The 19,517-nt window shown below is 74.6% G+C and carries 17 protein-coding genes, 6 tRNA genes and 2 pseudogenes; 15 read left to right on the top strand and 10 right to left on the bottom strand.

What is annotated here, in order from left to right; translation table 11 throughout:
* The first annotated feature begins 50 nt into the window (after positions 1 to 50).
* The 4 genes from cbiE (at position 51) to ABZY44_RS19440 (ending at position 7,175) form a co-directional block, all read left to right on the top strand.
* Entirely contained in the window at positions 51 to 1,259 is a 1,209-nt protein-coding gene (cbiE, locus tag ABZY44_RS19455) for a precorrin-6y C5,15-methyltransferase (decarboxylating) subunit CbiE (protein ID WP_356655452.1), read from the top strand.
* Between the two features lie 271 nt (positions 1,260 to 1,530).
* Positions 1,531 to 4,671 (top strand): nicotinate-nucleotide--dimethylbenzimidazole phosphoribosyltransferase, encoded by a 3,141-nt coding sequence (gene cobT / locus ABZY44_RS19450; RefSeq protein ID WP_356655357.1) that lies wholly within the window; start codon positions 1,531 to 1,533, stop codon positions 4,669 to 4,671.
* Positions 4,672 to 5,080: 409 nt separating this feature from the next.
* Entirely contained in the window at positions 5,081 to 6,301 is a 1,221-nt protein-coding gene (gene cobA / locus ABZY44_RS19445; protein WP_356655355.1) for a uroporphyrinogen-III C-methyltransferase, read from the top strand.
* Between the two features lie 61 nt (positions 6,302 to 6,362).
* Complete coding sequence (locus ABZY44_RS19440) at positions 6,363 to 7,175, top strand: RNA methyltransferase (protein ID WP_356655353.1); 813 nt, start codon at positions 6,363 to 6,365, stop codon at positions 7,173 to 7,175.
* Positions 7,176 to 7,317: 142 nt separating this feature from the next.
* Here ABZY44_RS19440 and ABZY44_RS19435 read toward each other — a convergent pair whose 3' ends face one another.
* Positions 7,318 to 8,559 carry a serine/threonine-protein kinase gene (locus ABZY44_RS19435; protein WP_356655351.1) on the bottom strand — a complete coding sequence of 414 codons (1,242 nt, stop codon included), beginning with the start codon at positions 8,557 to 8,559 and terminating at the stop codon, positions 7,318 to 7,320.
* Between the two features lie 546 nt (positions 8,560 to 9,105).
* Between ABZY44_RS19435 and ABZY44_RS19430 the strand changes: the two genes are divergently transcribed.
* From ABZY44_RS19430 to ABZY44_RS19415, 4 genes and pseudogenes are all read left to right on the top strand, one after another.
* Positions 9,106 to 9,291: a hypothetical protein gene (locus ABZY44_RS19430; protein ID WP_266876567.1), complete on the top strand. Its 186-nt coding sequence runs from the start codon at positions 9,106 to 9,108 to the stop codon at positions 9,289 to 9,291.
* Positions 9,292 to 9,533: 242 nt separating this feature from the next.
* Positions 9,534 to 9,860: a hypothetical protein gene (locus tag ABZY44_RS19425; protein ID WP_356655349.1), complete on the top strand. Its 327-nt coding sequence runs from the start codon at positions 9,534 to 9,536 to the stop codon at positions 9,858 to 9,860.
* Positions 9,861 to 10,858: 998 nt separating this feature from the next.
* Positions 10,859 to 11,305: pseudogene (locus tag ABZY44_RS19420) on the top strand (phosphotransferase); the annotation flags it as partial.
* 65 nt (positions 11,306 to 11,370) lie between these two features.
* The gene (locus tag ABZY44_RS19415; protein ID WP_356655347.1) at positions 11,371 to 11,685 is read left to right on the top strand and encodes a zf-TFIIB domain-containing protein; all 315 of its coding nucleotides are present in this window, start codon (positions 11,371 to 11,373) and stop codon (positions 11,683 to 11,685) included.
* 164 nt (positions 11,686 to 11,849) lie between these two features.
* On the opposite strand, the gene ABZY44_RS19410 is transcribed toward ABZY44_RS19415, so the two are convergent.
* From ABZY44_RS19410 to ABZY44_RS19390, 5 genes are all read right to left on the bottom strand, one after another.
* Positions 11,850 to 11,924, bottom strand: a tRNA-Val gene (locus tag ABZY44_RS19410).
* A 56-nt stretch (positions 11,925 to 11,980) separates the two neighbouring features.
* Positions 11,981 to 12,052: transfer RNA gene (locus tag ABZY44_RS19405), tRNA-Val, on the bottom strand.
* Positions 12,053 to 12,071: 19 nt separating this feature from the next.
* Positions 12,072 to 12,143: transfer RNA gene (locus ABZY44_RS19400), tRNA-Val, on the bottom strand.
* 1 nt (position 12,144) lies between these two features.
* A tRNA-Cys gene (locus ABZY44_RS19395) sits at positions 12,145 to 12,218 on the bottom strand.
* A 44-nt stretch (positions 12,219 to 12,262) separates the two neighbouring features.
* Positions 12,263 to 12,335, bottom strand: a tRNA-Gly gene (locus ABZY44_RS19390).
* Positions 12,336 to 12,515: 180 nt separating this feature from the next.
* Between ABZY44_RS19390 and ABZY44_RS19385 the strand changes: the two genes are divergently transcribed.
* From ABZY44_RS19385 to ABZY44_RS19375, 3 genes are all read left to right on the top strand, one after another.
* Positions 12,516 to 13,598, top strand: coding sequence for a chorismate-binding protein (locus tag ABZY44_RS19385; protein ID WP_356655345.1), 1,083 nt, complete (start codon positions 12,516 to 12,518; stop codon positions 13,596 to 13,598).
* On the top strand, positions 13,595 to 14,422 hold the full coding sequence (locus ABZY44_RS19380) for an aminodeoxychorismate lyase (protein ID WP_356655343.1): 828 nt from the start codon (positions 13,595 to 13,597) through the stop codon (positions 14,420 to 14,422). Before ABZY44_RS19385 ends, ABZY44_RS19380 begins: the two co-directional genes overlap by 4 nt.
* Before the next feature lie 87 nt (positions 14,423 to 14,509).
* Positions 14,510 to 15,334 carry a GNAT family N-acetyltransferase gene (locus ABZY44_RS19375; protein ID WP_356655341.1) on the top strand — a complete coding sequence of 275 codons (825 nt, stop codon included), beginning with the start codon at positions 14,510 to 14,512 and terminating at the stop codon, positions 15,332 to 15,334.
* Here the strand turns inward: ABZY44_RS19375 and ABZY44_RS19370 are convergent.
* Positions 15,331 to 15,828: a DsbA family protein gene (locus tag ABZY44_RS19370; RefSeq protein WP_356655339.1), complete on the bottom strand. Its 498-nt coding sequence runs from the start codon at positions 15,826 to 15,828 to the stop codon at positions 15,331 to 15,333. The genes ABZY44_RS19375 and ABZY44_RS19370 overlap by 4 nt on opposite strands.
* 200 nt (positions 15,829 to 16,028) lie before the next feature.
* Between ABZY44_RS19370 and ABZY44_RS19365 the strand changes: the two genes are divergently transcribed.
* Positions 16,029 to 16,472, top strand: coding sequence for a hypothetical protein (locus ABZY44_RS19365; RefSeq protein WP_356655337.1), 444 nt, complete (start codon positions 16,029 to 16,031; stop codon positions 16,470 to 16,472).
* 100 nt (positions 16,473 to 16,572) lie between these two features.
* Positions 16,573 to 16,746: a hypothetical protein gene (locus ABZY44_RS19360; RefSeq protein WP_356655335.1), complete on the top strand. Its 174-nt coding sequence runs from the start codon at positions 16,573 to 16,575 to the stop codon at positions 16,744 to 16,746.
* Here the strand turns inward: ABZY44_RS19360 and ABZY44_RS19355 are convergent.
* Both ABZY44_RS19355 and ABZY44_RS19350 read right to left on the bottom strand, forming a co-directional pair.
* Positions 16,687 to 17,325, bottom strand: coding sequence for a CGNR zinc finger domain-containing protein (locus ABZY44_RS19355; protein ID WP_356655333.1), 639 nt, complete (start codon positions 17,323 to 17,325; stop codon positions 16,687 to 16,689). The genes ABZY44_RS19360 and ABZY44_RS19355 overlap by 60 nt on opposite strands.
* Positions 17,326 to 17,554: 229 nt before the next feature.
* Complete coding sequence (locus tag ABZY44_RS19350; RefSeq protein ID WP_030011909.1) at positions 17,555 to 17,968, bottom strand: SsgA family sporulation/cell division regulator; 414 nt, start codon at positions 17,966 to 17,968, stop codon at positions 17,555 to 17,557.
* A 177-nt stretch (positions 17,969 to 18,145) separates the two neighbouring features.
* On the opposite strand from ABZY44_RS19350, the gene ABZY44_RS19345 reads away from it, so the two are divergent.
* Together ABZY44_RS19345 and ABZY44_RS19340 are read left to right on the top strand one after the other, a co-directional pair.
* The gene (locus tag ABZY44_RS19345; protein ID WP_356655331.1) at positions 18,146 to 18,619 is read left to right on the top strand and encodes a TIGR02611 family protein; all 474 of its coding nucleotides are present in this window, start codon (positions 18,146 to 18,148) and stop codon (positions 18,617 to 18,619) included.
* A 58-nt stretch (positions 18,620 to 18,677) separates the two neighbouring features.
* A tRNA-Val gene (locus ABZY44_RS19340) sits at positions 18,678 to 18,749 on the top strand.
* A gap of 126 nt (positions 18,750 to 18,875) precedes the next feature.
* Here the strand turns inward: ABZY44_RS19340 and ABZY44_RS19335 are convergent.
* A pseudogene (locus tag ABZY44_RS19335) lies at positions 18,876 to 19,517 on the bottom strand (hypothetical protein); the annotation flags it as partial.

Genomic DNA, 19,517 nt, shown 5'->3' with positions numbered 1-19,517 from the left:
TCCCCAGCCGCCGCTGGGAGGCACCCCTCCACACCAGGAGACTGACGACGATGGCCGACCGGGTCACGGTGATCGGCTGGGACGGCTCCCCCCTGACCGCGGCCGCCCGGTCCGCGCTCTCCGCCGCCACCCTCGTGGCGGGCGCCGCCCACCACCTCGCCCTCCCCGAAGTACCGCCCGCCGCCGAACGCATCCGCCTCGGCAGCCTTGCCCTCGCGGCCGGCCGGATCGCCGGCCACCGCGGCACAGCCGTCGTCCTCGCCGACGGCGACCCCGGCTTCTTCGGCGTCGTACGCGCCCTGCGCGCCCCGGAACACGGCCTGGAAGTCGAAGTCGTACCGGCCGTCTCCGCCGTCGCCGCCGCCTTCGCCCGCGCCGGGATGCCCTGGGACGACGCCCAGGTCGTCGTCGCCCACAGCCGCACCCTGCGCCGCGCCGTCAACGTCTGCCGGGCCCACCCCAAGGTCGCCGTCATCACCTCGCCCGGAGCCGGCCCCGCCGAACTCGCCCTGCTCCTCGAGGGCGTCCACCGGACCTTCGTCATCTGCGAGGAACCGGGCACCGACAAGGAACAGGTCACCGTCCTCACCTCCGACAAGGCGGCCGACCACAGCTGGCGCGACCCCAACGTCGTCATCGTCATCGGCGGCCAGGCCGCCGCCTCCGACCCCGCCTGGCTCCTCGGCCAGAGCGCGGCCCAGACCGCCGGCCGCGGCTGGGCCCGCCCGCAGAGCGACGTGGGAGAAGGGGAGTCGGCGCAGCTGCGCGCCGCTCAGCTGGCCCGCCTCGGCCCGCGCACCGGAGACCTCGTCTGGGACATCGGCTCCGGCTCCGGAGCACTCGCCGTCGACGCCGCGGCCCTCGGAGCCGCCGTCATCGCCGTCGACGCCGACCGGCACGCCTGCGAACGCGCCGTCACCGCCGCCCGCGCCAGGGGCGTACAGCTCCAAGTCGTCACCGGCCGCGCCCCGCACGTACTGGAGACCCTGCCCGAGCCCGACGTGGTCCGCGTCGGCGGCGGGGGACCCGAGGTCGTCGCCGCCGTGGCCGACCGCCGCCCCGAACGGATCGTCAGCCACGCCTCCACGCGCGACGAGGCGGAGGCCATCGGCCGCGTCCTCGCCGAAGGCGGGTACGCCGTCGAGTGCGCGCTCCTCCAGTCCGTCGGCCTGGACACCCGGACCTGGACCGAACAGCAGCGTTCCGTGGTGTTCCTGCTGTCCGCCGAACGCCCCGTCAACCGCCCGGACAGGACCTGATCCCGACCCCGGGGTAGGCTGGCCGATCGTCGCACCGCCCCGACGATCCGGGCATGCGGTACCGGCAGGACACGGGACGTGGCGTAGTCCACAGAGGACCGTGGCGGTAATGGCCGCCGCGGTGGCGAACGGGCACGACAATACTTATTGGTTGTCGTGCGGGCGCGGTGAGGCGAAGAGGCCTGACGGCGGTCCGGCACGGCAACGGAGCTCGGCGGCCTCGTGGGGGCCGGGCGATCGAAGAGGCGACACCGATGGGCGAGGGGTAAGCATGACTGACACCGGCCAGGTTCCGGGCGAGGGTCTCCCGGACAGCACGGGCATGGTGGATCAGCAGGGCATCCCCGCCCCGGTTGCCCCGCCGTCCCCCGCCACCGGGGGCTACGCCTTCCAGGACCTCGTGGACGACCCCGCCGAGCTGGAGGACGAGGAACTGCTGCTGATGCCGAGCGGCCAGGGCGCGTGGAGCGACCCGCAGGTCGTCCCGCCGGTGCCCGCCTTCCCCGAGCCCGCCGCGTACGGGGACGGCTCCTACACCGAGTACCAGCCGGCCACGGCCGGGTACCAGCAGCAGGCCCCCGAGTACCCCCAGCCGGTCGTCGCCGGGGCCCCGCACGGCTTCGAGGCCGCCGGCTACCCGCAGCCCGCCTTCGCGGACCCCTCCTTCGCGGAGCCGTCCTTCCCCGACCACGCCTCGTACGGCGCGGGCGCGCACGAGGCGGGCGGCCGGGACTCCGGCGCGCTGGACCTCGGCAGCCACGTGGCCCCGCAGGCCCCTGCCCCGGTCCTCTCCGCCGCCCAGACCCCGGTGCGGCGGCCGCTGCACATGGGCCCGGCCGTGCCCGAGGCCCACGGGGGAGTCGTACGGTCCCTCGCGGACCGGGGTCCGGCCGCGGCGCCGTCCCCCGCGCAGGCTCCGGCCGTGTCCGCGCCGAGCACCCCCGCGCAGCCGATCCCGGTGCGCCAGGCCGGCCCGCCGACCACCGGACCCGAGTACCTGGACATCCCGAACGCGGAGGCCGCCCCGGCCGCGCCGCAGCCGGTCGGGATCCCCGCGCAGGCCGGGACCCCGTGGGCGGTGGAGCCCGCCGCGGAAACGGCGCCGGCGGCCGCGGCCCCCGTGGTGGCCGAGCCGGTCGCCGCGGCCGAGCCGGTGGCCGAGGCGGCGGTGGCCTCCGAGCCGCAGCCCGAGCCCGAGCCCGTGGTGCAGCCCGAGCCCGAGCTCGCGGTGCGGTCCGAGCCCGTACCGGCGGAGGCGGCGGCCGAGCCGCTCACGCCCGAGCCGCTCGCTTCCGTGCCCGTCGAGCTCGAGCCGGTCGCCCTCGCGCCGGAGCCCGTGGTGGCGGAGCCCGTGATGGTGGAGCCGGCCCCCGCCGTGCCCGCGCCCGAAGCGGCCCCGGCCGAGGCCGCGGTGGCCCCCGCGCCCGAGCCGGAACCCCTCGTGACCGAGGTCGCGCCCGAGCCGCAGCCCGCAGAAACGGTGGTGCAGGCCGCCGAGGCGCAGCCCGAGCCCGAGCCGGAGCCCGTGGTGGCCCCCGAGCCCGCTCCGGTCGCCGCCGCGCCGCAGCACGACGTAGCGGCGGAGCCCGAGGCGCAGCCCGACACCGCGCCCGAACCCGCGCCCGAACCCGCGCCCGTCGCCCCGGCCGCCCCCGAGGCCGAGCCGGAGACCGCGGCCACCGAGCCGGCCCCCGCGTACGCGGACGCCGAACGCGAGGCGGTCCTGCGCGTCATGCGCGAGCGCCGCGACATCCGCAAGGGCTTCCGCACCGACCCGATCCCGCACGAGGTGCTGCTCCGCGTCCTGGAGGCGGCCCACACCGCGCCCAGCGTCGGCCACTCCCAGCCGTGGGACTTCGTCGTCATCAAGTCCGCCGAGACCCGCCGGACGATGCACGAACTCGCCGAGCACCAGCGCGAGGCCTACGCGAAGTCGCTGCCCAAGGGCCGGGCCAAGCAGTTCAAGGAACTCAAGATCGAGGCCATCCTCGACACCCCGGTGAACATCGTGGTCACCGCCGACCCCACCCGGGGCGGCCGCCACACCCTGGGCCGGCACACCCAGCCGCAGATGGCCCCGTACTCCTCGGCCCTCGCCGTCGAGAACCTCTGGCTCGCCGCGCGCGCCGAAGGCCTCGGCGTCGGCTGGGTCAGCTTCTTCGACGAGCGCGAGATGGTCCGCGCGCTCGGCCTGCCGGAGCACCTGGAGGTCGTCGCGTACCTGTGCGTCGGCTACGTGGACGAGTTCCCCGAGGAGCCCGAGCTCGCGCAGGCCGGCTGGTCCCAGCGCCGCCCCCTCTCCTGGGTCGTGCACGAGGAGACGTACGGGCGCCGCGCGCTGCCCGGCGAGGAGCCGCACGACCTGCTCTCGGAGACGGTCGCCAGCATCCGCCCGCTCGACGCGAAGGCGCTCGGCGAGGCCTGGGAGCGGCAGAAGCGCATGACCAAGCCCGCCGGGGCACTGGGCATGCTCGAAATCATCTCGGCCCAGCTGTCCGGCCTCTCGCGGGTCTGCCCGCCGCCGATCCCGGAGCCGGCCGCCGTCGCGATCTTCGCGGGCGACCACGGGGTGCACGCCCAGGGCGTCACCCCGTGGCCCCAGGAGGTCACCACGCAGATGGTGGCCAACTTCCTGGGCGGCGGCGCGGTCTGCAACGCGTTCGCCAACCAGGTGGGGGCCGAGGTCTGCGTCATCGACGTCGGCGTCGCCGGGGACCTCCCGGCCACGCCGGGCCTCCTGCCCCGCAAGGTCCGGCCCGGCACGGCCGACCTCTCCGTCGGCCCCGCGATGACCCGCGAAGAGGCCGTCGCCGCCATCGAGGTGGGCATCGAGACCGCCCGCGACCTGGTCGCGGCCGGCAACAAGGCGTTGCTGACCGGCGAGATGGGCATCGCGAACACCACCGTGTCCGCGGCCCTGATCTCGGTCTTCACCGGCGTCGACCCGGTCGAGGTGACCGGCCGCGGCACGGGCATCAACGACGAGACCCACGCCCGCAAGGTCGAGGTCGTCCGCCGCGCCCTGGACCTCCACCAGCCCGACCCCGCGGACCCGATCGGTGTCCTGGCGGCCGTCGGCGGTCTGGAGCACGCGGCGATCGTGGGCCTCCTGCTCGGCGGGGCCTCCCTGCGCACGCCCGTCATCCTGGACGGCGTGAGCGCGGGCGCGGCCGCCCTGGTGGCCCGTGCTATCGCCCCCGAGTCCCTCTCCGCCTGCATCGCCGGTCACCGCAGCGCGGAGCCGGGTCACGTCGCGGCCCTGAACAAGCTGGGCCTGCGCCCGCTGGTCGACCTGGACCTGCGTCTGGGCGAGGGCACGGGGGCGCTGCTGGCCCTCCCCCTGGTCCAGAGCGCGGCCCGCGCGATGCACGAGGTCGCCACCTTCGACTCGGCCGGGGTCACGGAGAAGTAGCCCCGGTGGGCCGCTCTGCGGGGGGACGCCGCCGACGCCCTCCCTCCGGAGGGTCCGCCCCGGGCCGGGCGGGGCCGGCAGGGCGCCGCGCGCCGTCCCGGCCGCCGGCACCGGCCACGTCCGGTCACTCCGCGTCCGGGGCGCGGGCCCGGGGCAGAGCCCGCGCGGGCGCTGCCGCGCCTCGCCGCCACGGGAGGTGCGGGGTGGGGCCGGGGCGGGGAAATCCGCCCGCAGGGCCCGGCCCGTGCCCCCGCCCAGGGCGGGACGTATCGTGGACCCGCACGAGAAACCGCACGTCAGCACCGCAGGGCCGCACGGCACACCGCACCGCCGTTCGGCACACCCCCGCCGCTCCAACGCCGCAGCGGCAAGACAGCACGACGACCGCCGCATCAGGAGCCGCACCGCCATGGCTGAACACCCCGCGTACCCCGTCGGCCTGCGACTCGCGGGCCGCCGCGTCGTCGTCGTCGGCGGCGGCCAGGTCGCCCAGCGCCGCCTCCCCGCCCTCATCGCGGCCGGCGCCGACATCGTCCTGATCTCGCCCTCGGCCACCCCCTCCGTGGACGCCATGGCCGAGGCCGGCGAGATCCGCTGGGAGCGCCGCCGCTACCAGGACGGCGACCTCACCGACGCCTGGTACGCGCTCGTCGCCACCCGCGACGAGGCCGCCAACGACGCCGCCTCCGCCGAGGCGGAGCGCAGCCGCGTCTGGTGCGTCCGCGCGGACGACGCCGAGGCGGCCACCGCCTGGACCCCGGCCACCGGCCGCGTGGACGGAGTCACCGTCGCCGTCCTGACCGGCAACGACCCGCGCCGCTCCGCCGCCGTCCGCGACGCCGTGGTCGACGGCCTGCGCGACGGTTCGCTCGTCGCCTCCCGCCACCGCCACCACACTCCCGGCGTCTCCCTCGTCGGCGGCGGTCCCGGCGACCCCGACCTGATCACGGTTCGCGGCCGCCGGCTCCTCGCCGAGGCCGACGTGGTCATCGCCGACCGGCTCGGCCCCCGTGACCTCCTCGACGAACTCGCGCCGCACGTCGAGGTCATCGACGCCGCGAAGATCCCGTACGGCCGTTTCATGGCCCAGGAGGCCATCAACAACGCCCTCATCGAGCACGCCAAGGCGGGCAAGGCCGTGGTCCGGCTCAAGGGCGGCGACCCGTACGTCTTCGGGCGCGGCATGGAGGAGCTCCAGGCCCTCGCCGAGGCAGGGATCCCCTGCACCGTGGTGCCCGGCATCTCCAGCTCGATCTCCGTGCCCGGAGCGGCCGGCATCCCGGTCACCCACCGGGGCGTGGCCCACGAGTTCACCGTGGTCAGCGGCCACGTCGGACCCGACGACCCGCGCTCGCTCGTGGACTGGGCCTCGCTCGCGAAGCTCACCGGCACCCTGGTCGTCCTCATGGGTGTGGACAAGATCGGCCTGATCGCCGAGGCGCTGGTCCGCAACGGCCGCTCCGCCGACACCGCGGTCGCGGTCATCCAGGAGGGGACCACCGCCTCCCAGCGTCGCGTGGACGCCACCCTGGCCACCGTCGGCGAGACCGTCCGGGCCCAGGACGTGCGCCCTCCGGCCGTCATCGTCATCGGCGACGTGGTGAAGGTGCACCGGCCCGCGGCCGAGTAGGACGACCCCACAACCGAGCGGAGCCGTTGGCACCGCACCCAGGACAAGGCAGTATCACCCTGTGGCTGATCTCATCACCGTCGAGGACCCCGACGACCCGCGCCTGCGCGACTACACGGGCCTGACCGACGTCGAACTCCGGCGCAGGCGCGAGCCCGCGGAAGGTCTCTTCATCGCCGAGGGCGAGAAGGTGATCAGACGTGCCAAGGACGCCGGTTACGAGATGCGCTCGATGCTGCTCTCCGCCAAGTGGGTCGACGTCATGCGCGACGTCATCGACGAACTCCCGGCCCCGGTCTACGCCGTCAGCCCCGAGCTCGCCGAGCGCGTCACCGGCTACCACGTGCACCGCGGCGCCCTCGCCTCGATGCAGCGCAAGCCGTTGCCGACGGCCGAGGACCTCCTCGCCACCACCCGGCGCGTGGTCGTCATGGAGGCGGTGAACGACCACACCAACATCGGTGCCATCTTCCGCAGTGCCGCCGCCCTCGGCATGGACGCGGTGCTCCTGTCGCCCGACTGCGCGGACCCGCTGTACCGGCGCTCCGTCAAGGTCTCCATGGGCGCGGTGTTCTCCGTCCCCTACGCCCGGCTGGAAGCGTGGCCCAAGAGCCTGGACTCGGTGCGCGAGGCCGGCTTCAAGCTCCTCGCCCTGACCCCGCACCAGAAGGCCTCGCCGATCGACGAGGCCGCCCCGCAGGACCTGGAGCGGGTCGCGCTGATGCTCGGCGCTGAGGGGGACGGGCTCTCCACGCAGGCGCTGGTCGCCGCCGACGAGTGGGTGCGGATCCCGATGGCGCACGGAGTGGACTCGCTGAACGTGGGCGCGGCCGCTGCCGTCGCCTTCTACGCGGTGGCGAGCGGCCGCCCGTAAGCGGCTGGTCTCGTGACCGGCGGACCCTCCCGGTCACCGCACAGGGCTCCCGGCCGCCCCTCGGCCCACGAGGCCGCGGGCGGGCGGGGTGTGCCCGCGGGAGCGGGCCCGGTCGGGGGCCGCGCGCCCGCCCGGGCACCCCTCAGAGCTTCTGGGCGAGCGCGATGCCCAGCGCGACGATCAGCGTCACCACGACGAAGACGACCAGCCGTTGGCGCATCAGCTTCGGGTCCGGCCGCGACGGCCGTCGGCCCGTGCCCGTCGTACGGGGCGCGGGGCGCCCGCCCGTCCGCCCGGCGGTGGAGCCGGGTCCGCGCGAACCGGTGTTGCGGGGGGACGAGGGCCGCGAGTGCGGTCCCCCCTGTCCGCTCTGCGGTCCCGTGCCGCCCTGACCGCCGTGGGACCGGCCCTGGGCAGGTCCCGGTCCCTGGGGCTGGGGCGTGGGGAGGCCGCCGGTACGCCGCTCCGTGCGCTCGTCCGCGTACCCCTCGGCGAGCCGGCCCGTGGGCCGTTCGGTGCGGGCCCGCTGCGCCGGCGGACGCGTCTCGCCCACCCCGTGCGCCTCGCGGGAGGCGATCTCCTTGAGCCGCATCGACAGCTGGAGCGTGGTCGGCCGGTCCTCGGGGTCCTTGGCCAGACAGGCCTGTACGAGGGGCGCGAGGGCGTCCGGCACGCCGTGGAGGTGCGGCTCCTCGTGCACCACGCGGTAGAGCATGACCTCGGAACTCCCGTGTCCGAAGGGCGAGTCGGCGGTGGCCGCGTAGGCGAGGGTGGCACCGAGCGAGAACACGTCCGTGGCGGGGGTGACGGCGGCTCCGCGCACCTGCTCGGGGGCGAGGAACCCGGGGGAGCCGACGGCCGTCCCCACGTGGGTGAGGGTGCTCGCACCGGTGGCCCAGGCGATGCCGAAGTCGATGATGCGCGGGCCCTTGGGTGACAGAAGGATGTTCGAGGGCTTGAGGTCGCGGTGGACGACCCCGGCCTCGTGCACGGCGACCAGGCCTTCGGAGAGCGCGGCGCCGATGGCGGCGATCTGCGCGGCCGTCAGCGGGCCCTCCTCGGCGACCTTGTCGTGCAGGGAGGGGCCGGGCACGTACTGCGTGGCGAACCAGGGGCGCTCCGCCTCCAGGTCCGCGGCGACCAGGCGCGCGGTGCATCCGCCGCGGATTCGCCGGGCGGCGGACACCTCGCGGGCGAAGCGGGAGCGGAACTCCTGGTCCTCGGCCAGGTCCGGCCGGATCACCTTGAGCGCGACGCGCTGGCCGCGCCGGTCGGATCCCAGGTAGACGACGCCCATGCCGCCGGCGCCGAGGCGTCGGTGCAGCCTGAACGAGCCGACGACACGCGGGTCCTCGCGCCGGAGCCGCATCATCGCCATGTCCACCCCGCTGACCGGTCGTCCTGTTGACGTGGCACAGCTTACGGACGATCCGGCATGCGCGCTCAGAGGCCGCGCCCTCGCCGGGAGATTCGATCGCCAGTACGGCGCGGTCCACTTGAGGGATCCTCAGACCACCGGTCGGACGCATGTGCGGTTGCGGGCTTGGCCGTCAAACGGCGCCGCCCTCAAGGGAATTGGGTCCGCGGGCGAGGTGAGGGCGGGCGGCTGCCGGGGGAGGGGGCCGGGTCCGAGCGGTTGATCTTGGGACTGCCAGGTCGGAGGAGGCGTGTGTGCGGGGAGTGACGGAAGTGAGAGAAGTCACCACGCTCCGGTGATCCCCTCCGGGAAGACCCTCAGAACGAGGGACCCGTCTCCACCCAGGGGAGTACGCGCCAGGTGGCCTCGTCATCCTCCCGAAGGCCCGGCAAGGGGTACGAGGGCATGAGGCCAGGGCCCTTTGCCGCGCCTAGTGTTGAGGACAAGCGGCGGGTGGAGCACTCGTCCCCCGAGGTCATAAGCCCGCCGCTGCCAGACGACAGGGAGAGGACCATGGCGGACATCGCACGGCAGGGACGCAAGGCATTCGCGTTCAACAGCCATGAGTCCGGGCGTCGCCACCCCCTGGTGGCGGCGGCGATGGTGCTCCCCCTGGCCGCCCTCCTGCTCTTCCTCTTCGGAGGCTTCGACCAGGTGGTGGCACAGGCGTCGTCCGTAAGCGTGATGCTGGGGCGCTGAGCGGCGCCCCGGGCCCAGGAGAGCGGCCTGGGCCGGGACTGTCACCGGCCGAACCCCGTGGGGACGGGGGCGCGGCCGACGGACGGCAGGTGAAGGGTGCTGCGCGTACGGCTGGGGAGCCGGACGCGCAGCACCCTTTCTCACGCCCGCGCGCCTTTCCGCCCGCCGCGTGTTCCCCGCATTCCGTACCCTCGTCCCGAGGGGCACCCGCCAGGGGTGCGCGCGGACGCGGGGGAGTGGTCGTGGAGCGGTCCGGTCCGGAAGGCGGCGTCCCAGGTCTCGTGCGGCAGGGCCGCCCGCGCCCGGGGGCGGGCGAGTCCGCCGGCTTCCCCCGGCCGCACGGCCGCTTCGCGCCGGGACCGGCCTTCGAGCAGGTCCGCCCCGGCCCGGAGGCCGTCCGGGCGACGACGGCCGGGGAGATCGGCGACGAACCCGTCGGTGAGCGCTTCGGCGTCGTGTGCGCCCCGACCGCCGAGCGGCTGACTCCCGTCACCTCCGACGGCCGGCCGGCGTCGGACGTCCCGGTCCCCGTCGACGGCGCCGGGGGGTGGTTCCGCTGGAGCGAGTGAGCGCGGCCGCGCTCGCCGCGTACGCGGGCTCGGCGCAGTTCGTCCTCCTCGCGGAGCGCGACGACGGGACCGTCGTCCGCTGCGGGGACACGGTGGCCAAGGCGCACGCGGGGGACAGCGACCCCGACGCGCTGGCGGTACGGATCCGGATCGCCGGGCACGCGGCGCTGTCCGGGATCCTGCTGCCGCCGCTGCGTCCGGGGCTCGGCCGGGTCGCGGACCGGGCCGTCTCCCTGTGGCCCTACGGCACTCCGGTCGCCCCGGACCGCCCCGAGGAGGCGCCCTGGGAGGCGACCGCGGAGCTCCTGGCGGGTCTCCACCGGACCCCGCTCCACCACCTCCCGGCCCCGGTACCCCCGATGCGCGGACCGGCCAAGCTCGCCCGCGCCCTCCGCCGACTCGCCGCCGCGCACCCGCCCGCGGCCGCCGCCTCCGCCGGCGAGGGCCATGAGGGCCGCGGGGCCTGCGACGGCCGTGACGTCCGTGAGGGGCGCGACCCCCGTGTGGCTTACGAGGCCTCGGAGGCCCGTGATGGCCGCGGCACCCGTAATGCCCGTGAGGCTTACGACGCGGGGGAGGCCCGCGCGGCCCGTGACGTCCGTGAGGCCTACGACGCCCGCGAAGCCCGTGACACCTGCGGCACCCGCAATGCCCGCGACGTCCGCGAGGCCCGCGACGTCCGCGAAGCCCGGGGCGTCCGCGAGGCCTACGAAGCCTGGGAGGCCCGCGCGGCTCGCGACGCCCGCGAGGCTCACGACGTCCGTGACGTCCGTGGCCTCCGTGAGGCCCACGACGCCCCCAACACCCGCCAGGCCCACGAGGCTTACGACGCCCGTGCGGCCGGCGACGTCCATGGTGGCCGCCCTGCGCGCGCCGGCTCCGGGGGCCAAGGCGTACCTCGTGCCTACGACAGCCGCGACGCCCGTGACGCCCATGACACCCATGACGCCTACGACGCCTCGCGGAGGGCACGGCTCGTGCGGGCCGCCGCCGCGACGCTCCCCGCGTGGGCCCGGGGAGAGGCGGCGCAGCCGGCGGGCGGGGTGCTGTGCCACGGGGACCTGCACCTCGGTCAGCTGGTCCGGGGCCCGGGTGGCGGGTGGCGGCTCATCGACGTCGACGACCTCGGCCTCGGCGCGCCCGCGTGGGACCTCGCCCGGCCCGCGGCCTGGTACGCGGCCGGGGTGCTGGACGAGGAGACCTGGCGGCGCTTCCTCGACGCCTACCGCGCCGCCGGCGGCCCCGCGGCCGGTCCGCCCGGGAGCGACCCCTGGCCTGAACTCGACGTCGCCGCCCGCGCGCTCACGGTGCAGACGGCCGCGCTGGCCCTGGTCAAGGCGGCCCGGGAGCACCGCCGACTCGACCACGTGGAGCGGCTGATGGTGGACTGCTGTGCCCGAATTGCCTCCCTCCCGCCCGACTTGGAGCGGGGTGCTCCGTCGTAGGGTGAGCCTCACGCCACCGGGTACGCATCCGGTGTCCACCCAGACGGCGAGGAGATGATCCGGTCATGCAGTGTCCGAAGTGTCACGCGATGATGCACACCTACAACCGCAACGGTGTCCAGATAGAGCAGTGCAGCGGCTGCCGCGGCATCTTCCTCGACTACGGCGAGCTCGAGGCGCTGACCCGCCTGGAGTCCCAGTACACCGCCCAGTACGGCCAGGTCCCGCCGCCCGCCGCGCCGCCGGCCCCGGCTCCCTACCCGGCCCAGCACGCGGCCCCCGCACCCGCCTGGGGCGCCCCGCAGCACGGCGGCTACGGCCACGGGCACGGGCGCGGCCACCACAAGGGCGGCTTCGGCCGGATGCTCTTCTCGTCCTGACGCCGCCGGGGCCCCGCGACCGACCGGGGCCCCGCCCCACCCCTCCCCGAGGCTCCGCGAGGGCGCGGGCACCCGTCCTACGCGAGACGGGACGGGACGGCAGGCGCTCACGGACGCACACGCCGGAAGCCCCGGCCGTGGTATCGGCCGGGGCTCCCGGATGGTGGTGCGCGATACTGGGATTGAACCAGTGACCTCTTCCGTGTCAGGGAAGCGCTCTCCCGCTGAGCTAATCGCGCGGGACGGCCGTGAAGCCGCAGGTCAAGCAGATCATGCAAATGGTGCCGGTGCTGCGTGCGCGATACTGGGATTGAACCAGTGACCTCTTCCGTGTCAGGGAAGCGCTCTCCCGCTGAGCTAATCGCGCGGGGATCCTTGCGGACCAGTGGACGATACTGGGATTGAACCAGTGACCTCTTCCGTGTCAGGGAAGCGCTCTCCCGCTGAGCTAATCGTCCTTGGAGGTGGAGACGGGATTTGAACCCGTGTAGACGGCTTTGCAGGCCGTTGCCTCGCCTCTCGGCCACTCCACCAGGAGCAAGCAGGGGGTCCTCGGGAAGATGATCCCCCACCTCAGAGCGGACGACGAGACTCGAACTCGCGACATCCACCTTGGCAAGGTGGTGCTCTACCAACTGAGCTACGTCCGCAGGTCGCCGTGTTCGCTCCGGGGTTTTCCCCCTTCGCTCCCTGGCGACGAGTTGAACTCTAGCGGATTCCCGGGCCAGCTCAAAAACGCGTTTCCGCAGCGTGCTGCCGCTCGGTCACCAACGGTCACCCGGCAGATGCCTCCCCGGCGCCACCGGCTCACCGGTCATAGACTCGCAGCCGTGCACGACCTGCCTCCCCTCGCCCGCTTCGGCGGCCTCCTCGCGACCGATCTCCGCGACGTCACCAGTGATCCCGGTGCCCTCGACTCCGCCGGCTTCTGGGCGGTGACCGCCGATTTCGAAGGCCGTCTCGTCTGCGCGCGCTTCGGGGACGTGCGCCCCGACCCGGTTCCCGCGCCCGTCCCCGGGGCCTGGCGCGGCCCCGACAGCGACCGGTGGACCTCCTCGCTCGGCCGTGACGCGTACGTCGCCGGCGTGCGGCGCATCCGCGAACACATCGAGGCGGGCGAGGTCTACCAGGCCAACCTCTGCCGCGTGATGTCCGCGCCGCTGCCCGAGGGGCCCGGTCCGGGTGGCGGCGCCGACGTGGACGCCCTGACCGCGCTGCTCGCGCGCGGCAACCCGGCGCCCTACGCAGGAACGATTCGCCTCCCGGCCCACGGAGTGGAGATCGCCACCGCCTCCCCCGAGCTCTACCTGCGCCGCTCCGGCCGCCGCGTCGAGTCCGGCCCGATCAAGGGCACCGGCCGCACCGCCGCCGACCTGCTGCCCAAGGACCACGCCGAGAACGTGATGATCGTGGACCTCGTGCGCAACGACCTCGGCCGGGTCTGCGCCACCGGATCCGTCACCGTCCCCGAGCTGTGCGCCCTGGAAGAGCACCCGGGACTGGTCCACCTCGTCTCCACCGTCGCCGGCGAACTCGCCGACGGCGCGGGCTGGCCCGAGCTGCTCGCCGCCACCTTCCCGCCCGGCTCGGTCACCGGCGCCCCCAAGTCCTCCGCGCTGCGGATCATCGAAGCCCTGGAGACCGCCCCGCGCGGCCCCTACTGCGGCGGCATCGGCTGGGTGGACGCCGACCGCGGCACCGCCGAGCTCGCCGTCGGCATCCGGACCTTCTGGATCGACCGCAGGACCCCCGACGGCCCCCGGCTGTGCTTCGGCACCGGCGCCGGGATCACCTGGGGCTCCGACCCCGACCGGGAGTGGGCGGAGACCGAACTCAAGGCGGCCCGCCTGCTGCGGGTAGCGTCGGGGGCGAACGACGCGTACGCGAACGACAGCGGAAGGACCGTACGGTGACGATCTGGCTCGACGGAGCACTGCGGGACGCCGACGACGCGAGGGTGTCCGTGTTCGACCACGGCCTCACCGTCGGCGACGGGGTCTTCGAGACCCTCAAGGCGGAGCACGGCAAGGCCTTCGCGCTCACCCGGCACCTGGAGCGGCTGACCCGCTCCGCCCGGGGCCTCGGCCTGCCGGATCCCGACCAGGACGAGGTGCGCCGCGCCTGCGCGGCCGTCCTGGAGGCCAACCCGCTCCCCCTCGGCCGGCTGCGCGTCACCTACACCGGAGGCGTCTCCCCGCTCGGCTCCGACCGCGGAGAGGCCGGCCCGACGCTGATCGTCGCCTTCGCCGGATCCACCCGCCGTCCGGACACCACGGCCGTCGTCACCGTGCCCTGGGTGCGCAACGAGCGCTCCGCCGTGGCCGGGCTGAAGACCACCTCGTACGCCGAGAACGTGGTCGCGCTGGCCGCCGCCCACCGGGCCGGAGCCTCCGAGGCCCTCTTCGCCAACACCGTCGGGCGCCTGTGCGAAGGCACCGGATCCAACGTGTTCGTCGTCCTCGACGGGGAACTGCACACCCCGCCCCTCGCCTCCGGATGCCTCGACGGCATCACCCGCGCCCTCGTCGCGGAGTGGTCCGGGGCCAAGGAGACCGACCTGCCCTTCGACGTGCTGGAACGGGCCGAGGAAGTCTTCCTGACCTCCTCGCTGCGCGATGTCCAGGCCGTCGTACGGATCGACGGGCGCGAGCTGGGCACGGCCCCCGGCCCCGTCACGGCGGAGGCCATGCGCCTCTTCGACGTCCGCTCCGCACAGGACGGCGACCCCCGGTCCTGACCGCCCGCGCCGCCGGTCCGGCCGGAGCCCGGCCCACGACGGCAAATCCGCTGTCATTCGGACGGTGGGGCGGGTAGAACTCGACTGATGACCACCACCCTGCGGCCGAGCGGGCCGCTTCAGCAGAGCACCGGCGGCGCGCGCTCGCGCCCGTACGAGATCCGGGTCAACAGCAGGCGCGTCGGCGCCCTGCTGCTCACCTCGGACACTCCCTTCGGACCGACGGTCGCCGAGATCCGCGACCTCGAGGTCGACGAGCCCGACCGCCGGCGCGGGCGCGCCACCGTGGCCGCGCTCGCCGCCGAGGAGGTGCTGCGCGGCTGGGGCTGCCGACGGGTCCGGATCAGCGTCCCGGCCGATTCGCCGGGCGGGCTGCGCCTGGCCGCCTCCCTGGGGTACGCCGAGTACAGCCGCAACATGGCCAAGGATCTCCCGGCCGAGCCGCCCGCCCTGTCCGAGGGGGTCACCGGTCGCGCGATGACCGAGGGCGAGTACGCGTCCTGGATCGCCGAGAAGCGGGCCGATTACGCGCGGGGGTGGGTCGACCGGGGCATGTCCCGGGAAGCCGCGCTCGCGAAGTCGGCGGCCGACCACGCGTCCCTGCTCCCTGAGGGACCGGCCACCCCGGGCGTCTGCCTGCGCGTCCTCGAGGCGGCCGGCGTACCGGTCGGCACCCTGTGGACCTCGCCGCGCGGCGAGGAGTGCTACGTCTTCGACGTCGCGGTCGCCGAGGAGCACCGCGGCCGAGGCCGCGGCCGGGACCTGATGCTCCTCGCGGAACGCACGGCCCTGGAGGCCGGCCACCGGGTGCTGGCGCTCCACGTCTTCAGCGACAACACTCCGGCCCTGCGGCTCTACGAGTCCCTCGGCTACGAAGTGACCCACCGCAACTACGCCAAGGACCTGGTCTAGTCCGTGGCGAGGAGGCGGTCGGCGATCTCCTCGATGCGCCCGCGCAGGCCCTCCTGGCTCTTGCCGCCGTCGAGGCGCTGCCCGTCGATCACGTAGGTCGGGGTGCCGGTGACGCCGATCGCCTTGCCCTCGGCCTGGTCGGCGTCCACGATCAGGATGTGCCGGCCGTCGATCAGGGCGGTGTCGAACTCCTCGGCGTCCAGGCCGAGTTCACGCGCGACATCGACCAGTACGGCCTCGCCGCGCTTGTCGAGCTCCGCCGTGCGGGCGAGTACGGCCTCCACGTACGGCCAGCCCTGGCCCTGCTCGAGGGCCTCCTCGGCGGCCTGGGCGGCGGCGAAGGCGTGCTTGTGCTTCTCCAGCGGGAAGTGGCGCAGCCGGATGTCCAGCCGGTCGCCGTAGCGGGCGCGCAGGGCGCGTACGTCGTCCAGGGCGCTGTGGCAGTCCGGGCACTGGAGCTCGCACCAGACGTCGAGGATCACGGAATCGGTCATGTGGACAGTCTCCCAGTCCGTGCCGGTGCCCATCGACCGGGACCTGGGGAGGAGGCGCGACCCGGAGATGTCCCGGAGATCCGGCCGGGGCGGACTCCGGGCATGGCCGCCGCGGTGGCCGCCGGTGCAGGATGGATAGGGACAGAACGCCCGGCCCGCCGGCCGGGTCCGATCGACCGCACCGCCCCTGGAGGCCCCGCATGCTTGCCGAGACCATTTGCTCCGCGGTGTCCGCGGCCGGGCTGGGCATCGCCGCGCTGACCGCCTACCGCAAGCGTTTCCTCGCGGCCACGCGGATCGCGGCGTACTCGCTGGTGCCCGTCGGTCTGGTGATGACGGGCGTCGTGCAGTGGCTGTCCGGGCTGGCCTTCAAGCCGACCGTCTGGATCGGGTTCGGGGTGCTCGGGCTGGCCTGGCTGCTCTTCATGACCACCCGCGCCATCGAACGGCGCGGATCCGGTGCGGGGGAGAAGCCGGCGAAGGAGCCGAAGGCCGCCCGGGGCCGTCCGGTCCGGGACGCCGTGGCCCCGGCCGCCTCCGCGCCCTCGCTCGGCGGCGCGACCCCTCCGCGGCCGACCCCGGCCGCCGCTCCCGGGGAGGACTTCTCCGACATCGAGGCGATCCTGAAGAAGCACGGCATCTGAGGCCGGAACCACCTGAACTGACGGGATCCGGCGAACTCGCGAGTGGAATCTGGCGTGTTGAACGCCGGCAGAGAGCGCCCTGCGCCATCATCGGCCCGACATGCTCGAGACATCGCAGGGTGAGTCGGCCGTTCCCGCGCCGGCCACCGCCCCCGTTGCCGAGGAGCCGCGCGGCTGCCTCTTCGCGCTCTCCCAGCCGCCCCTGATGATCTTCCTAGCCGTGATCGGCGGCCTGCTGCTGCTGGCCTCCGTGCACGACCTCTTCCTGCTGTGAACCGGACTCCGCGGCCGGCTCCGTCCCCAGCTCCGACTTGCGCCGGGCCCGGTAGGCCGCGACGTGCAGCCGGTTCCCGCAGGTGCGGCTGTCGCAGTAGCGCCGGGAGCGGTTGCGGGACAGGTCCACGAAGGCCCGTCGGCAGTCCGGGGCCTCGCAGCGGCGCAGCCGCTCCTGCTCGCCCGAGACCACGATGAAGGCGAGCGCCATGCCGCCGTCGGCCGCCAGGTGGTCGCCCACCGAGGCGCCCGGCGCGAAGTAGTGGACGTGCCAGTCGTAGCCGTCGTGGTCGGTCAGCTGCGGGGTGGTCCCGGCCGTCGCGACCAGTTCGTTGATCAGCGCCGAGGCGGCCCGCGAGCTCGGCGCCGCGAACACCTGGGCGAACTTTCCGCGCACCGTCCGCACGCCCGCGAGGTCGCGGGCACCGAGCTCGCCGACGTCGCTGATCGCGTACTCGCGGACGAAGGCGCGCAGCGCGTTCACGTCCGCCAGCGCGTCGGGATGGTCCGTCTCGGCCGAGGTGTTCACCAGCGCGACGACGACGTCGAGCGCGCGACGGGTGTCGTGGGGGATCTGCACGGGGTCTCCCTCGGGGGCCGGGCCTGCGGTGACGGTCTGCGCCGCCGCTGGTGGCCGACTCTAGCGGGTCGCCCCCGAGCGCACCGGCGCCGTCCCTGCGGGTGGCTCCCGCGGGGACAGCGCCGGCACGTCCGTATGTGGTTGTCCGCCGCGCACCGTCGCCCCGAGTCGGACGGTGTCGTACGGCTCCCGGCCGGGGCCGGGAGAGGGTTGGCTCCGTAGGCCTGGCTCAGGATTCGGCCAGGATGTGGGAGAGCTCCTTGTCGAGGTCGAAGTGCCGGTGCTCGGTTCCTGGTGGAACCGCGGCGTCCGTCCGCTTGAGGAACGACTCGAGTGCTCGTGCGGGTGCTTCGAGCAGTGCTTCTCCCTCCGGTGAGCTCAGGGCGATGCAGACCACCCCCTGACCGTGGCTACGGGACGGCCAGACGCGGACGTCGCCGGTACCGGTGGGCCGGTGAAGGCCCTCGGCGAGGAGGTCGCGGGCGAATACCCATTCGACCGTCTCCTCGGCGCCGGTGTGGAAGGTGGCGTGCACGGCGTAGGGATCGGCCGTGTCATACCGCAGGCCCGCGGGAACAGGCAGTGAGGACTCGCTCGACACAACGAGGCGCAGGTGCAGCTCGCAGCTGACCGTGGTGTTCATAAGCGCCAGGGCCTTTCGCTCAGTGTGCGCTCGGGGATTCGCACGTCGGCGAAATCGACATGCCACCTACGGTGCCGTTGTAAACCCCTCTGACCGTTTTGCGGACCTCTGGGTCCCTCGGACGGCGGATCCAAACGACCATTCACGTGTGCTGCGAGCTCGGGGTAGATTCGACCCATGAACACGGGGAGTGACCGCGAGACCAACGAGTCCGCCAACGAGTCCGCCAAGGGTCCGGCCGACAGCCGGACCGGGGATTCCGGCGCCGAGCACGAGGCGCCGCACGTCTCCAAGGCGCCGGCCTTCGTCAAGGCCCGCCGGGGGCTGCACCTGAGCTGGCAGGTCGGGGTCTTCGTCGTGGGCCTGGCCGTCATCGGCGCGGGAATCGCGATGCTGGTCCTGCCCGGCCCGGGCTGGGTCGCGATCTTCGCGGGTCTCGCGATCTGGGCCACGGAGTTCGCCTGGGCGCACCTCGCCCTGCGCTGGACCAAGCGCAAGGTCAGCGAGGCCGCGCAGAAGGCCCTGGACCCCAAGGTCCGCCGCCGCAACATCATCCTGACCAGCGTCGGCCTCGCGATCGCGGGCGTCCTGATCGGCTTCTACCTGTGGAAGTACGGGATGGTCCTGCCCTGGAACATCAAGGACCAGTGAGCGCGCCCGCCCGTGGCGGAGAGCACCGCTGACATGCGGTAATGTTTGCGGTGCGTCCGGGCGATTAGCTCAGTGGGAGAGCACTTCGTTCACACCGAAGGGGTCACTGGTTCGAACCCAGTATCGCCCACCCGGACCAGAGGCCCGGAGACTTTCACAGTCTCCGGGCCTCTGGCGTTCCCCCGTCGGCGCTCCGCTCACCGTCTGCCGCGGAGCCCGCCCCGGCCCGCCCCGGCCGGGCCCGACGCCCCGTCGGCTACGTCAGCCGGCCGATCGCCTCCCGGAGCCGCCGCGCGTCCCGCAGCCGCTTCTCGTAGGTCGCCCCCACCGCCAGCAGCAGCACGCCGGCCAGCGCCGGCGGCAGCCAGCGGGGCAGCGCGTCCACGACCTGCACCACGTACGGGGTGAGCTCGTGCCCCGCCACCGCCACCAGCGTCGCCCCGCCCAGCAGCAGCGGTGCCCGCAGCCGGCGCCGGGCCCCGGCCAGGGTCACCACGAGGGCGGCCCCGCCCAGCAGGAGCGGCCGCACCCAGTGCGGGTCGCCCCACACCGCGGCCGTGCTCGGCAGCAGGGCCGCCGCCAGGCCCGGTCCGTACGCCGTCCAGGACGTGGTCAGCGGGTCCCGGCGCCGCCGTACGAAGCCCACGGCCAGCGCCAGGGCCGTCACCGGAAGCGTGTACGCCTCGGGCACCGTGACGTGCGAGGCCGCCAGCCGCACCCAGGTCGCCGCCAGGAACAACGCCCCCGCGGCCCAGCCCGCCGCGCGTCGCTCCGGCCGCACCGCCGCACCCGCGCAGACCACCCCGGCGAGCGCCAGGGCCAGCGCGAGCACCGGCGCGGACCCGACGGCCAGCGCCACGGCGAGGAGGCCGCAGGCGGCCGCCGCGGCCTCGGCGGG

Origin of the sequence: Streptomyces sp. NPDC006544 (assembly GCF_040611715.1) — a bacterium.
Classification (GTDB): Bacteria; Actinomycetota; Actinomycetes; order Streptomycetales; family Streptomycetaceae; genus Streptomyces.
This window is presented reverse-complemented; position numbering and strand designations above follow the sequence as displayed.

Coding starts and splice junctions, on each gene's coding strand:
- ABZY44_RS19360 (WP_356655335.1), top strand. CDS start 16,573: ATGCTCGAGACATCGCAGGGTGAGTCGGCCGTTCCCGCGCCGGCCACC.
- cobA (WP_356655355.1), top strand. CDS start 5,081: ATGGCTGAACACCCCGCGTACCCCGTCGGCCTGCGACTCGCGGGCCGC.
- ABZY44_RS19375 (WP_356655341.1), top strand. CDS start 14,510: ATGACCACCACCCTGCGGCCGAGCGGGCCGCTTCAGCAGAGCACCGGC.
- ABZY44_RS19350 (WP_030011909.1), bottom strand. CDS start 17,968: ATGAACACCACGGTCAGCTGCGAGCTGCACCTGCGCCTCGTTGTGTCG.
- ABZY44_RS19430 (WP_266876567.1), top strand. CDS start 9,106: ATGGCGGACATCGCACGGCAGGGACGCAAGGCATTCGCGTTCAACAGC.
- ABZY44_RS19415 (WP_356655347.1), top strand. CDS start 11,371: ATGCAGTGTCCGAAGTGTCACGCGATGATGCACACCTACAACCGCAAC.
- cbiE (WP_356655452.1), top strand. CDS start 51: ATGGCCGACCGGGTCACGGTGATCGGCTGGGACGGCTCCCCCCTGACC.
- ABZY44_RS19365 (WP_356655337.1), top strand. CDS start 16,029: ATGCTTGCCGAGACCATTTGCTCCGCGGTGTCCGCGGCCGGGCTGGGC.
- ABZY44_RS19345 (WP_356655331.1), top strand. CDS start 18,146: ATGAACACGGGGAGTGACCGCGAGACCAACGAGTCCGCCAACGAGTCC.
- cobT (WP_356655357.1), top strand. CDS start 1,531: ATGACTGACACCGGCCAGGTTCCGGGCGAGGGTCTCCCGGACAGCACG.
- ABZY44_RS19370 (WP_356655339.1), bottom strand. CDS start 15,828: ATGACCGATTCCGTGATCCTCGACGTCTGGTGCGAGCTCCAGTGCCCG.